The sequence below is a fragment of the Paraburkholderia sp. BR10872 genome, from assembly GCF_040965835.1.
Taxonomy (GTDB): Bacteria; Pseudomonadota; Gammaproteobacteria; order Burkholderiales; family Burkholderiaceae; genus Paraburkholderia; species Paraburkholderia nodosa_A.
Genome location: NZ_JBFRCN010000001.1, coordinates 55577 through 69254, shown reverse-complemented (window position 1 = coordinate 69254; position 13678 = coordinate 55577). Strand labels below are relative to the sequence as shown.

The 13678-nt window shown below is 60.1% G+C and carries 9 protein-coding genes; 6 read left to right on the top strand and 3 right to left on the bottom strand.

Features of this window, described 5'->3' with window-relative positions; all coding sequences use genetic code 11:
* Positions 1-45: 45 nt before the first annotated feature.
* Positions 46-1275 (top strand): cytochrome P450, encoded by a 1230-nt coding sequence (locus AB4Y43_RS00320; RefSeq protein ID WP_069266530.1) that lies wholly within the window; start codon positions 46-48, stop codon positions 1273-1275.
* Between the two features lie 68 nt (positions 1276-1343).
* On the opposite strand, the gene AB4Y43_RS00315 is transcribed toward AB4Y43_RS00320, so the two are convergent.
* Positions 1344-2003 (bottom strand): TetR/AcrR family transcriptional regulator, encoded by a 660-nt coding sequence (locus AB4Y43_RS00315; RefSeq protein ID WP_069266531.1) that lies wholly within the window; start codon positions 2001-2003, stop codon positions 1344-1346.
* A gap of 1380 nt (positions 2004-3383) precedes the next feature.
* Between AB4Y43_RS00315 and AB4Y43_RS00310 the strand changes: the two genes are divergently transcribed.
* From AB4Y43_RS00310 to AB4Y43_RS00290, 5 genes are all read left to right on the top strand, one after another.
* Positions 3384-5075: a DUF1302 domain-containing protein gene (locus AB4Y43_RS00310; RefSeq protein ID WP_368610278.1), complete on the top strand. Its 1692-nt coding sequence runs from the start codon at positions 3384-3386 to the stop codon at positions 5073-5075.
* A gap of 14 nt (positions 5076-5089) precedes the next feature.
* Entirely contained in the window at positions 5090-6439 is a 1350-nt protein-coding gene (locus tag AB4Y43_RS00305) for a DUF1329 domain-containing protein (RefSeq protein WP_069266532.1), read from the top strand.
* 144 nt (positions 6440-6583) lie between these two features.
* The gene (locus AB4Y43_RS00300; protein ID WP_368726912.1) at positions 6584-7945 is read left to right on the top strand and encodes a DUF1329 domain-containing protein; all 1362 of its coding nucleotides are present in this window, start codon (positions 6584-6586) and stop codon (positions 7943-7945) included.
* Positions 7946-8070: 125 nt separating this feature from the next.
* Complete coding sequence (locus AB4Y43_RS00295; RefSeq protein ID WP_368726684.1) at positions 8071-9135, top strand: WD40/YVTN/BNR-like repeat-containing protein; 1065 nt, start codon at positions 8071-8073, stop codon at positions 9133-9135.
* 12 nt (positions 9136-9147) lie between these two features.
* Positions 9148-11631 (top strand): RND family transporter, encoded by a 2484-nt coding sequence (locus AB4Y43_RS00290; RefSeq protein WP_368726683.1) that lies wholly within the window; start codon positions 9148-9150, stop codon positions 11629-11631.
* Between the two features lie 127 nt (positions 11632-11758).
* Here AB4Y43_RS00290 and AB4Y43_RS00285 read toward each other — a convergent pair whose 3' ends face one another.
* Both AB4Y43_RS00285 and AB4Y43_RS00280 read right to left on the bottom strand, forming a co-directional pair.
* Positions 11759-12541: an SDR family oxidoreductase gene (locus AB4Y43_RS00285; protein ID WP_342947375.1), complete on the bottom strand. Its 783-nt coding sequence runs from the start codon at positions 12539-12541 to the stop codon at positions 11759-11761.
* Between the two features lie 17 nt (positions 12542-12558).
* Entirely contained in the window at positions 12559-13584 is a 1026-nt protein-coding gene (locus tag AB4Y43_RS00280; RefSeq protein WP_368726682.1) for an NAD(P)-dependent alcohol dehydrogenase, read from the bottom strand.
* Between the last annotated feature and the right edge of the window lie 94 nt (positions 13585-13678).

Genomic DNA, 13678 nt, shown 5'->3' with positions numbered 1-13678 from the left:
ATCCGACCGCGTAGAGCGGTCAATTCGAGGAAAGGAGACAACCTTATGTCAGCAACTGGCCATGGCGTGACTCCGGAGCTGGCGCCGGTACCCGCGCACGTTTCGCCGGAACGGGTATTCGATATCGATATCTATCACCCGCCCGGCGCAGAAGACGACTACCATCTCTCGCTCAAGAAGCTGCACGCCGAAGGGATTCCCGACATTTTCTGGACGCCTCGCAACGGCGGGCACTGGATCGCCACGCGCGGCGACGACATCTATCACATCCTGAAGGATTACGAGAACTTCTCGTCGAAGCAGCTCACCGTGCCGCTGGTCGAGCATCAGCCGTTGCCGCCGATCTTCTTCGATCCTCCACAGCATACGGCGTATCGTGCGTTGATCGCGCCCGCGTTCATGCCGCAGGCGATCAGCAAGCTCGAAGAAAAAGCGCGCGAAATGGCGATCGAGTTGATCGAAGACTTTTACCCGAAGGGCGAAGTGGAATTCGTCTCTGGGTTCGCGCAGCATCTGCCGATCGGCATTTTCATGAACATGGTGGCGCTGCCCGCTGAGGATCGCGAGTACCTCCTGAGTCTCGCCGACAAGATGGTGCGCCCGGTGGACGCCAGGGAGAAGCTCGGTGCGCTAGGCGCAATCTTCCAGTACCTGGGCGTGAAGATCGCCGAACGGCGCGCGAATCCGGGCGACGATCTCATCAGCAAGATCGTGAATTCGAAAATCGACGGGCGAGCCTTGACCGACGAGGAGGTTCGCGGTCTGTGCGGACTCGTGCTGATCGGCGGCCTCGATACCGTTGCGTCCGCAATGGGATTCATCGCCAGTTTTCTGGCCGGCAGTCCCGCGCACCGCAAGCAGCTCATCGACAATCCCGAACTGACCCAAAAGGCCGTTGACGAGCTATTACGGCGTTTCCCGGTGGTCAACCAGGGTCGGCGGATCACTCACGATTTCGAATATAAGGGCGTGCGGCTCAAAGAGGGAGACATGATCATCATGCCGACCACGCTGCATGGCCTCGACGAGAGAAAATTCGACGATCCGCTTACCGTCGATTTTACCCGGCCCACGCCGATTCATTCGACGTTCGGCAATGGTGCTCATCGTTGTCCCGGCTCGTTCCTTGCGCGCGTGGAACTGAAGGTTTTCCTCCAGGAATGGCTTAAGCGTATTCCTGACTTCCAGATCAAGCCAGGTGAGAAGGCGGGTGTCCACGGAGGGGTGAACGGCACGCTGTACCACTTGCCTCTTGTGTGGAAAGTCGCCGGCTGAGCGTCCACATCTGCAGAAGGCGGTGCGCGCAGATTGCTACCCGTGCTGCGCGCACCTGAACTTCAGATTCATGGAGACGCTTTGCTCAGCGCACGCCAGACGACCTTCATGGCGTGACGGAATGAATCCCGCTCGGGTGTATTCGTCCCCGACCGGCGAAGAAAGACGACCAGACCTTGCAGATGGGAAAGAAGCAGGGCGCCACGCAGCGTACATTCCGCCGACGCCAAGGTTGGGTTGATTTCCGCGATCAGTTCCGCGAGAAGAACCTGGAAATCCGCAGTGGATTTGGCCATCAGGGCATGGAGATACGGTTCGTGTTCAGCCAGGCTCCAGGTTTCCAGCACAAAGGCGCTAACGCGATTGCCGCCGGGTGCCGTCAGCACAGAGAATGCCTCTTCGACGATCATGTCCAGCCGGGCCTCCGGTGGCCGGTGTTTGTCCTGCGTGATCGCCTGATAGTGTTCGAAATAGCGATTCGTGAATGCCTCTATCGTGGCCCGCAATAGTTCTTCGCGGGTGCTGAAATAGTGCTGCAGGGTCCTCAGCCGGATGCCTGCGTCGCTGGCGATGCGGCGTTGCGTGAATCCAGCGTTGCCTTCCGATGCGAAGACTTCGATCGCCACTTCAATGATGGCTGGCACACGTGTAGATCTGTTCCCTCGCCGCCGAGGCGCGTCTGCTGCCGGCTTGTCGAGGTCTGCCGATGAGATGGTCAGGTCTTTCATCTGTTGTGCTCTCCTTGGCGTTTCCTGTCCCTCTCGCGCGCGTTGTAAGGGCGAGACGAACAAGACTGGCAACTGTTCCCGCCCCCGATAGGTACGTCTTCCGATTCGGCTCGGACGGCGGCAAGTTTGATCTGATGATACTGCTAGTCAGGCGACGAATAAACGGTAGTCAGACGACTAATTGATTCCAGATCACATGCGGCTCTCGCCCCGTAGCATCACCCATGCTACTAGAAAATAGGGTGGACTTGTCCATACCGGCATTTCCCCTGGTACGGTTGAATCTTGATAATGGGTCTGCTGACTACTAATATTTAGTCAGTAGACACATTTGCGTCCAATCACACGGATCCTTTCGCGACGGCAACCGGAGCACGAGGAATCCGGGTGTCTGGGCTGACTGGTGAGTGCCTCCATTTGCACTCGTGAGTGTGATCGTCAGAGGCGCGCACAGAGCGGTTGAAGGAGCAGGGCATGAAACTTGGAGAAAGTTCTTTGCGTGCGCTCATCGAAAAATGGTTCGCGCCCTCTGCGACCACCCCGGTGCACGTGACCCGATATAACTTCGCGAATTCGAGCCAGACGAGGTGTGTGCTCGCACGGTCATCCGCCTCGGAGGGGGGGCTTTCGATCTTCTTCTTTCGGCATGACGATGGGGCCTGGCGCGTGTTCCCTCCTGCTCCCCGAAAACCAGCAATGCACGCTCGCGCAGGAACGGGGTAGCGGATCACGAAAGTCGCGGCCGACAGCCGGCATATATGGAAGGACTGCCAAGGAAGACGGCCTGGTCCCGTAAGCGCTTCGGTCGCTCGTGCAATTCTTCCTCCGTTCACCATTGAATCGACAGACTAAACGCCGCCTCTTCCATGACCGGTACCGCGTACCGCTTTGGGTCGGCGGTACCTGGCCGCGTCCGGCCTGCATGTCGATTGATGAACCGCCGCCGGGTTGTTGCAGCGAAAGCTCCCATAGATCGCATCGCCAACCCGCACAGGCGAGGCGAATGCCCCGCAAATGCGAGCGCCGCCAACACGCGTGGGCACAACGCGCGCGCGCCGTATGCAGTCGGCGCCACTTGGCCGAGGCATGCATGTACCGAGTTAAGCCGATGACAAAAATCGAACCCTCGTTTACCCAGGTTTGTGAACGGCGTTCGAGAAAATGTACCGCATAGGGGTGAGCGAGCGTTGACAGTCAGGTTTCGAGCGTTTATCTTTGCGAACAGCATTCGCATTCTGGTGATGCGCTTGGGGGACCCCGAGACGCGATGCTGACGAGGTAGGGAGGCCGGTTTCGCTTCATAGCTAAAAGTCTGCGGCAGTCCAACGGCCTTGGCCTTTTCTGCGGCAGTTCGACAAAGAAAAGAGGAGACGCATGAAAATGAAGAGCCTGAAGCCAAGTGCGATCAGCCTTGGCGTGCATGCAACCTGTATCGCGGCGGCTTGCGGGTTGTGGAGCGCGAACGCCAATGCATTTCACTTCGATGTGCCGAACCCGGACATCGACATGGAATGGGATAACACGGTGCGTGCGGATTACGACATTCGGCTTCAGAACCCGGATCACTTCTACACGAACAGTCCGACCTACGACGAAGGTGATCTGTCGACGCCGAGGTTCAGCACGATCCAGGCGATGCTGAACCTCTATAGCGAGTTCGATTTCAAGTACAAGGAGACGTCGGGCTTTCGCATCAGTATGGATGCGTGGTACGACCCGACGTTCAAGAATCACAACACGAGCAATCCTGCATTTCCGCCGAACTATCCCAACAACGAGTACACAAGCTACATCAAGAAGTATTACCAGGGACCGAGCGCCGAGTTGCGTGATGCCTTCGTGTTCAACACCTTTGACCTCGGCGGGCATTCTGTCAACGTCAAGCTAGGCCGTACGGCGGTAACCTGGGGGCAGTCGGCGTTTGCTACGCTGGGCGGCGCCAACTCGGTGGCGATTGGCCAGGCGCCGCTGGACCTTATGAAGCTGACGCAGAGCCCGAGCGCATCGCTGAAGGAAATCGTGTTGCCGACGGCTCAGGCTGACGTGACGACGAACATTACGGATACGATCACCCTCGGGGCGCAATACACCTTCGAGTGGAACCACGATCGCCTGCCAGAAGGCGGCACCTATTTCGGCGGTGCGGATCCGATTCTCTATGGGCCGCCGGTGGCCAGTTACACGACGATTCCCGGACTGGGCACGTTCGCGATTCCGCGTGTACCGCCGACCAAAGGTCAGATCGGTGATATCGGTCTTGACGGCAAGTGGCGTGTTGATTCGCTGGCAACCACCTACGAACTGACGTATCGCCACTTCGCCATGAAGATGCCTTGGGCGGCCGTGCTCGTGCCGGGCGCGGGGCCGCAACTCTTCCCGGGCACCAATCTGCCGGGCGTCACGGCGAAATACGGCAACGACGTCAACCTGATCGGTCTGGGCTTTAATAGTGCTATCGGCAATGCCGCCGTGGCTGGCGAAGTCTCGTACCGCTGGAACATGCCGCTCAATGCAGTCAACACGACGACGGTCAACGACGCGCCGACCGGCCGTACGCTGCATGGTCTTTTGAACGTTACGCAGTCGTTCGGCAAGTCGCCGTTGTGGGACAACATGTTCCTGCAGGCGGAATTCTCGTTCAATCAGTTGTTGAGCGTGCAGTCGAATGCGGGAAATTTTGCGAATTCCAGCTATGACACCACCGGCCAGTGTTCGGCATCGGGCAATTCTGCATTCAATAACTGCTCGACGCGCTTCTGGGCCGGTCTCGGGATCGGTGCGAGCCCGCAGTGGTATCAGGTATTCCCTGGGGTCGACCTGACGATGCCGCTGTTCGTCAATCTGAACCTGAAGGGCTACTCGTCCGTTATCTCGCCGGCCGCCGAGGCACAAGGCCAGAATACGTTCGTGGTCGGGCTCGACTTCACAATCTACAACAAGCACGAGGTGGACATCACCTACACCTATTACATGAACAAGAAGGGGTACTCGACGGCGGGCGCCGCAACCGCTCTCGGCGCGCCGTACAGCGACAAGTCGTGGCTCGGCATCACGTATCAGACGACGTTTTGATAATGGAGACAGCTGTGAAAAGATTCCCAAAGCTTCTTAAGGCGCTTGCGGTTCTTGCGGCAATCTGGGCTTCGCCATACACGCTAGCCGCCGATAGCGGATTGACGCCGTTTGGCGCCGAGATCGCAGGAAACAAGGACGGGACAATTCCTGCCTATACCGGGGGCATCACGCAGGCTCCGGCCGCATTCAAACCGGACTCAGGAAAATGGGCGGATCCGTTTCCCGGTGAAAAACCCATTCTCCAGATCACGGCACAAAACTACGAGCAATACGCGGACAAATTAAGTGCGTCGGAAATCGAATTATTCAAGCGCTATCCGACTTACAGGATGGATGTCTATCCGACTCACCGCAGCGTTTCGTATCCCGACTGGTATTTGGAGAACTCCACCAAGAACGCTCAAACCGCGAAGCTTGAAAAGAACGGCCTTTACCTATCTGGAGCATTTGGCGGAAAACCGTTTCCGGTGCCGAAGAATGGGCAGGAAGCGTTGTGGGACTGGGAGTTGCGTTACGTCGGTACGCTCCAACGCAATAACGTGAAAACGTGGTTGGTGGACTCGAGTGGTACGCCGATCCTTGCGGCGCAATTCAAGAGCTCGCTCTATTACCCGTACTTCGATATCAAGAAGGAGGATGAATTCCGGAAAAAAGCGGGCCTCGCAAACTGGTATTACGTGTACAACGACTACGCGGCACCGGCGCGCTTGATTGGCGATACGACCCTCTTCTGGTACTTCATGGATACGGCGGATCATGATCAGCAGTCCTGGGAATACAACCCGGGGCAGCGTCGTGTGCGGGTGGCGCCGGATCTGGCCTACGATACGCCGAACCCCGGGTATTCGGGGGCAATCACGATGGATGACATCCAGTTGTTCTATGGACGGATCGATCGCTGGGACGCCAAGCTCGTGGGCAAGAAGGAGATGTACATCCCGTACAACGACTACAAGCAGCAGTATGAAACGCCGGCGAGCAAGATCCTCACACCGCATTTCGTCAATCCGGATCACGTACGCTGGGAGCTTCACCGTGTGTGGGTCGTTGACCTGAAGCTCAAGTCGGGTGCGCGCCACGTCTACGGCCGCAAGATGCTCTACCTGGATGAAGATGGCGGTGGCGGGATGATGGACGCCTACGACCAGTCGGGCAAGCTCTATCGCGGTGGATTCGAGACGACGGTGCCCGCCTACGACTACAAGGTTCCGTATTCGCTCGGCAACTGGTTTTACGACTTCAATAGCGGCATTTACATCTTCGGCAGTCACCCTGCCGAGACGCCGGGGATTCTCTTTAACGTGAGCTTCCCGTCCGACTACTACACACCGGAACGCATGCAGTCTGCGGGTGTGCGCTAATTGCCTGCCGATGTCGGAGTGAGGTAATTAGTAGCGTCCTGCGTGGCCCCGCCGGGCAGGACGCTTCGGCAACGAAGTTCTACATGGGTGTTGGGTATCGAAAGTAGCGTTGTTGCTTTTGGTTCTGAGTTAATCAGGAAAGGGATGGTGAAGGCTTTGAAGAAGCACCTGATGTTGATGAAGGCGCTCGCACTTGCAGCGGCTGTTTGCATGGCGCCGATGGCTGGCGCGCTCGAGAACGGGATGACGCCATTCGGCGCGCAAATTGCCGGCAGCAAGGACGGGACGATTCCTGCGTACACGGGCGGAATTACGCAGGCGCCGGCGGGTTTTAAGCCCGACTCGGGAAAGTGGGCGGATCCGTTTGCCGGTGAGAAGCCGACGATGCAGATAACGGCGCAAAACTACCAGCAATACGCCGACAAATTGAGTGCCAGTTCGCTCGAGCTGTTCAAGCGCTACCCGACGTACCGCATGGATGTTTACCCGACGCACCGTTCCGTCTCGTACCCGGACTGGTATCTGGCGAACTCGGAAAAGAATGCGCAGAGTGCGAAGCTCGAAAAGAACGGTCTGTTCGTGGCAGATGCATTCGGCGGAAAACCGTTTCCTGTGCCAAGCAATGGGCAGGAAGCGATGTGGGACTGGGAACTGCGCTACGTCGGTACGGCGCAGCGCAACAACGTAAAGACGTGGCTCGTCGACACCAGCGGCACGCCGATCCTCGCGGCGCAATTCAAGAGTTCGATTTACTACCCGTATTTCGACCTCAAGCAGGAAGATGCATTCAAGAAGAAGGGTGGCACTGCCGTCTGGCAGTACATCAACAATGATTTCGTAGCGCCGGCGCGAATGATTGGTGATACCACGCTTTACTGGTTCTTCACGGACACTGCGGATCACGACCAGCAATCGTGGGAGTACAACCCCGGTCAGCGTCGCGTACGAGTCGCGCCAGACCTGGCCTATGACACTCCGAACCCCGGCTACTCGGGCGCGATCACGATGGACGACATTCAGTTGTTCTACGGGAAGATCGATCGCTGGAACGCGAAGCTGATCGGCAAGAAGGAGATGTACATCCCGTACAACGACTACAAGCAACAGTACGAGACGCCTGCGAGCAAGATCCTGACGCCGCATTTCGTGAATCCCGACGATGTGCGTTGGGAACTGCACCGGGTGTGGGTTGTGGAATTGACGCTCAAGCCGGGCTCGCGCCACATCTACAGCAAGAAGACGATGTACTTCGACGAGGACGGCGGCGGCGGAATGATGGACGCGTACGACCAGTCGGGCAAGCTCTATCGTGGGGGCTTCCAGACCACGGTGCCTGCCTACGATTACAAAGTGCCGTATTCGCTGGGCAACTGGTTCTACGACTTCAATAGCGGTGTGTATATCTTCGGAAGCCATCCGGCCGAATCGCCGGGCGTCTTCTTCAATAGCAGCTTTTCGCATGACTTCTTTACGCCGGAGCACATGCAGTCAAGCGGTATCCGGTAGCAGGCGGTAAAGCAGTAAGCGCAGCAAACTTGCAGTGCCGGTTCGACCCGGCACTGCACGCCAAAATTACATAAAGCCCAGGACAGTTCGCGGAGTCGATCGGCAGTAACTGTGAAGGAGACGCAATGCGCAATACCATGTTTCGTTGGCTCGCCCTGGTGGCGGCAGCAGGCCTCGCGAGCAGTGCGGTTTATGCGGGGTTTGCCGACCCGATGCACTCGCCGGCAATCACCAACCCACGCGCTGCACACGAACCCGTGATGGCCGTTGCCCAGGCCGGCCAGCGACTGGTCGCGGTGGGGCCACGCGGCGTCATTCTCGTCTCGGACGACGACGCGGCGCACTGGCGCCAGGTGAACGTGCCAGTGAGCGCCGATCTTGTTGCGGTGACCTTCAAGTCCTCGACGCTGGGCTGGGCGGTCGGACACGATGGGGAAGTGCTCCACACGGCCGATGGCGGCAATACCTGGACGCGCCAGCTTGACGGCGAGCAGGCCGCGAAGCTGATGACCGACTATTACGCGCAGCAGCGGGGCGATTCGCCGGACTTGAAGGCCTCGCGCGAGGAGGCCCAGCGCTTCGTGGCCGACCAGGGCGGACGTCCTTTCCTCGACGTCTGGTTCGACGACGAGCGCTCGGGCTGGGTCATCGGTTCGTTCAACATCATTTTCCATACCGAAGACGGCGGCAAGAACTGGGTTCCATGGTTTGACCGCGTCGACAACCCGGACGCCCTGAACCTGCATGCGATGCGGCGTATTAACGGGACGCTCTATATCGTGGGCGAGCAGGCGCTGCTGCTCAAACTCGACCCCGACAGGCAGCGCTTCGTTGCGATGTCCTCGCCGTCGAAGGGCAGCCTCTTCGGACTCGCCGCGGCGGGCAACGCGATGGTCGTGTACGGCCTGCTCGGCAACGCTTACCGCTCCACCGATGGCGGCGCCACCTGGAGCAAGATCACGCTGCCGACAGGCGCGAGCATCCTCGCCTCAGCCGAGCTCCCGAATGGTCGTCTGCTGCTGGCCACGCAGGCCGGCGAACTGCTCGAGAGCACCGATCAGGGCGCAACGTTCCACACACTGGGCGCGAGCCAGCCGGGCGGGGTCTTCGCCATGGCGCTGCGCGACGACACCGCGGTGCTGGCCGGCGCAGCAGGCCTGACGCGCGTCACATTGGCGAAGTCGCAATAAGGGGGAGCAGACATGGCTGGCGGCAACAATGCCCAATTCGACAAAATGCCCGTCGTGGCGGATCTTGCCCAGTTCGATTCGCGTTCTGGCAATGCGCTCGAGCGGCTGATCTTCAACCGGCGTCCCTGGCTGATGATCATCTGCGCGATCATCACCGCGGTGCTCGGGTTTCAGGCGACGCGGCTCGATGTCAATGCGAGTTTCGAGAAGATGATTCCGCTCTCGCATCCGTACATCAAGAACTATCTTGCCAACAAGGCGGACCTGAAGGGACTCGGCAACTCGCTGCGTATCGTCGTCGGGAATCCTTCCGGCGACATCTACGATCCGAAGTACCTGGCGGCACTGCGTCGCATCAACGATGCCCTGTTCCTGATTCCAGGCGTTGATCGCCCGGGTGTGAAATCGCTGTGGATGCCGATCGTGCGCTGGAACGTGGTGACCGAGAAGGGCTTCGCGGGCGGTCCCGTCATGCCGGACGGCTTCGACAGTTCGACTCAGGCGATTACACAGCTGCGTACGAACGTGGCGCGCGCCAATATCGTTGGCAGCCTCGTATCCAACGACCTGCATTCGAGCATGATCCAGCTGCCGCTGCTGGACCACTACGCCGATACGGGCAAGGCGCTTGACTACGCAAAGCTCTCGCGCCAGATCGACGAGGTCATCAAGACCGAAGGCCGGGGCGAGGTGCGCGTGCACGTGGTGGGCTTCGCCAGGCTGATCGGAGACCTGATCGCGGGTCTGAAGCAGGTGGCGATGTACTTTGGTATCGCCGCGGCGATTGCGCTCACCGTGATCTTTCTGTACACCCGCTGCTATCGCAGCACGCTGCTGGTGGTGGCCTGCTCGCTCATCGCCGTGGTCTGGCAGCTGGGCATCATCAGCACGCTCGGCTACGTGCTTGATCCGTATTCGGTGCTGGTGCCGTTCCTCGTGTTCGCGATCGGCGTGTCGCATGGCGCGCAGAAGATGAACGGCATCACGCAGGACATCGGGCGCGGCACACACCGCTACGTCGCCGCGCGCTATACGTTCCGGCGGCTCTTCCTGGCCGGACTCACGGCGCTGCTCGCGGACGTCGTCGGCTTCGCCGTGCTGATGGTGATCGACATTCCGGTGATCAAGGACCTGGCCTTCACGGCGAGCGTGGGCGTGGGCGTGCTTGTCTTCACGAATCTGCTGCTCCTGCCGGTGCTGCTCTCGTATGTGGGTGTGAGTCCGTCGGCGGCACGTCGCAGCGTGCGTGGCGAGCAGAACGACGAACGCGGCACGTCGTCCGCGGGTGCGCTCTGGAACCTGCTGGACCGGTTCACCGAGCGCCGCTGGGCGGTGGGCGCGATCGTGTGCGCGGCGGCGCTCACGGCAGTCGGCTGGTCGATCAGCCAGCACCTGCAGATCGGCGACCTGGATAGCGGCGCACCGGAGCTGCGCCCGAACTCGCGCTACAACCTCGACAACGCGTACATCAACGCGCACTTCGGGCTGTCGAGCGATCTGTTCGTGGTGGTCGGCAAGTCGTCGCACGGCACCTGCGACGCGAACAACTTCCCGCTCGTGCTGGAGGCGGACCGCCTCGAGACCGCACTGCGCGGCGTTCCGGGCGTGCAGACGACGACCTCGGTGGGTGGCCTGACGCGCTGGATGACCTCGGGCTTCTACGAGGGCTATCCGAAGTGGTACACGATCGATCGTGTGCCGTCGATCATCAACAAGACGGTCTGGCAGATCCTGCTGGACCATCCGGACCTGATCAGCCAGACGTGCGGTACGGCGCCGGTCATTGCGTATCTGACGGACCACAAGGCGGCAACGCTCTCGCGTGTGATGGAGGTGGCCGAGGAGTTCGCGAAGGCGCACAGTGACGCGGACCACCAGTTCCTGATGGCGGCGGGCTCGGCGGGTATTGACGCGGTGACGAACGTGGTCGTTGCGAAGGCGAACCGCACGATGCTGTTCATGGTGTACGCGGCGGTGATCCTGCTGTGCTTCATCACGTTCCGCAGCTGGCGCGCGGTGGTGGTGGCGGTCGTTCCGCTCGGCATTACGTCGGTGCTGTGCGAGGCGCTCATGGTCAAGCTGGGTATTGGCGTGAAGGTGGCGACGCTGCCGGTGATTGCGCTGGGGGTCGGGATCGGGGTGGACTACGCGCTGTACCTGCTGAGCGTGCAGCTCGCGTACCAGCGCACAGGGCAGCCGCTGAAGGTGGCCTACCGCCACGCAGTTCAGTTCACGGGCAAGGTGGTGGCGCTGGTGGGTGTGACACTGGCCGCGGGGGTGGTGACGTGGGCATTCTCGCCGATCAAGTTTCAGGCCGATATGGGCATCCTGCTTACGTTCATGTTCCTGTGGAACATGATCGGTGCGCTGATCCTGATCCCGGCGCTGTCGCATTTCCTGTTGCAAGGGATCACCCGCAAGGCAGTGGCGAAAGCCGCGGCGAAGGGTTCGTCGCAGGTCGAAGCCCGCAGTGGCGAGGTGACCCTGCGGTCGTGACCGTGTCGCATGTGCCGCGTTACGCGGCACTGCCCGCAGAAAGAATGTGGCGGGCCGCCATCTGCGAAGATGGCGGCCGAATTGCGTGCAAGTCAGGAAACGTCGGGGCGGACGGTGCTGGGCAGGCCTACACCACGGACATCGAGAAGCTGAGGATCTCCGAGACGCCGCCGTCCACCATCAGCATCTGGCCATTCATGTAGGAGCTGGCCTCGGAGGCGAGAAACACGGCTACGCCGCCGAGTTCTTCCGGGTTCCCCCAGCGTCCAACCGAGATATGCGAGCGGACGATCTCCTTCATTTGCGGATTCGATGTAACGGGCTCGGCCATATCGGTGAGGAAATAGCCGGGACAGATACCGTTGCAACGAATGCCGTGGCGGCCCAACTCCGCGCCGAGCGATTTCGTGAGCCCGGCGACCGCGTGCTTGCTGGCCACGTATGCCTGGAGCTTCTCCCGGCCGAGCACCGAAACGTAGGAACCCACGTTGATGATGCGTCCGTGCCCGCGTTCGATCATGGGACGAGCGACTTCCTGCGCGAGCAGATACGCGGCCGTGACGTTGGTATCCATCGTCCTTTGCCACATTTCAACGTTCGACTGAAGAAAATCGCTCCATTCGCAAATGCCGGCATTGTTGAGCAGGACGTCGATGCGTCCATGACGCGCAAGGACGTTGCGTACGCCGCTTCTGATCGCGTCTTGATCCGTGAGATCGAACGGTTCCACGTCGACGCTGCCGCCCGTCTTCCTGATCGATTCCGCGGCAGTTTCCAGACTCTCGCGCGATCGCGCGCAAAGAATGACGGTCGCACCCGCCGACGCCAACGCACTTGCCATGGCGAAGCCGAGGCCGCGTGACGCTCCGGTGACGAGCGCAATCTGCCCTTCCAGTGAAAACAGTTTCATAGTCTGACTCCCATCGATCATGCAGTGGCTGCTTGCGGGTGGCGAATGACGATCTTGCCGAAATGCTGCTGGCTTTCGAGGTGCCGCAGCGCATCCGGTACATGTGCAAAGTCATAAACCGAGTCGATTACGGGCCGCAGTTTGTGCAGCCCGATCGCGCGATTCATCGCTTCGAAATCCTGACGGGAACCGACGCGGATCGGCGCGATCGACAGGCCGCGCGTGAAGAATCCCTCGCCCGTAGAGGGCGCGCCGGTTAGCAGCCCCACGACGCTGATTCGGCCGCCATCCCGTGTGGCGGCAACGGACTTGCCGAAGGTTTGCGCGCCTCCCACCTCGACGACGACGTCGACGCCCAGTCCATCGGTCAAGCGCAGCACGGCGTCGTCCCATTGCGGCGTTTCGCGGTAGTTGATGGTGGCGTCGGCGCCTAATTGCGCGAGGCGTTTGAGCTTCGCATCGCTCGACGACGTGGCAATCACGCGAGCGCCGAACAGACGCGCAAGCTGCAGCGCGAAAATCGATACGCCGCCGGTACCTTGCACGAGGACGCTCTGGCCCGGCAGAAGGGGCGCATGCCCGCACAACGCGTTCCATGCGGTGACGGCGGCGCAAGGCAGCGTTGCAGCTTCCTCGTCGGAGAGATGATCCGGAACGCTAACCAGTTCCTCCTCGTTCAGCACCGCCTTGTCGCGCAGCATGCCTTCGACTATCGCGCCGCGGCCCAGCATATCCGCGTGTTGCGGGCGGGCGCCACCATGCCAGTTTTCCGCGAAATTCGCCATCACCCGGTCGCCGGGCTTGAAACGCCGAACGCCAGAACCGGCTGCAAGCACGACGCCGGCGCCGTCCGAGGCGGGAATGAAGTTGGGCGCCATCCAGTCGCGAAATGCGCCCTTCATCAGCAACAGCTCGCGAAAATTCAGTGAACTTGCGTTGACCTGCACCAGCACCTCATGCGCGCCAGGCTGCGGTGGATCGGGTTCCTCGTGTAGCGCCAAGCCTGAGATTCCCTCAAAACGTTCGCATCGATAGAGCTTCATTCGTTGCCTCCATGGTGGTGAACGAGAGCGCCAAATTCGTTGCCGAATGACGCCTTGTTCATTCTTCTCGTTGACAGCCGCAAAAAGATGAGTT

What these genes read in the sequence shown, in the direction of transcription:
- AB4Y43_RS00290 (WP_368726683.1), top strand. Translation starts at nt 9,148, where the DNA reads ATGGCTGGCGGCAACAATGCCCAATTCGACAAAATGCCCGTCGTGGCG.
- AB4Y43_RS00315 (WP_069266531.1), bottom strand. Translation starts at nt 2,003, where the DNA reads ATGAAAGACCTGACCATCTCATCGGCAGACCTCGACAAGCCGGCAGCA.
- AB4Y43_RS00300 (WP_368726912.1), top strand. Translation starts at nt 6,584, where the DNA reads ATGGTGAAGGCTTTGAAGAAGCACCTGATGTTGATGAAGGCGCTCGCA.
- AB4Y43_RS00280 (WP_368726682.1), bottom strand. Translation starts at nt 13,584, where the DNA reads ATGAAGCTCTATCGATGCGAACGTTTTGAGGGAATCTCAGGCTTGGCG.
- AB4Y43_RS00320 (WP_069266530.1), top strand. Translation starts at nt 46, where the DNA reads ATGTCAGCAACTGGCCATGGCGTGACTCCGGAGCTGGCGCCGGTACCC.
- AB4Y43_RS00285 (WP_342947375.1), bottom strand. Translation starts at nt 12,541, where the DNA reads ATGAAACTGTTTTCACTGGAAGGGCAGATTGCGCTCGTCACCGGAGCG.
- AB4Y43_RS00310 (WP_368610278.1), top strand. Translation starts at nt 3,384, where the DNA reads ATGAAGAGCCTGAAGCCAAGTGCGATCAGCCTTGGCGTGCATGCAACC.
- AB4Y43_RS00295 (WP_368726684.1), top strand. Translation starts at nt 8,071, where the DNA reads ATGCGCAATACCATGTTTCGTTGGCTCGCCCTGGTGGCGGCAGCAGGC.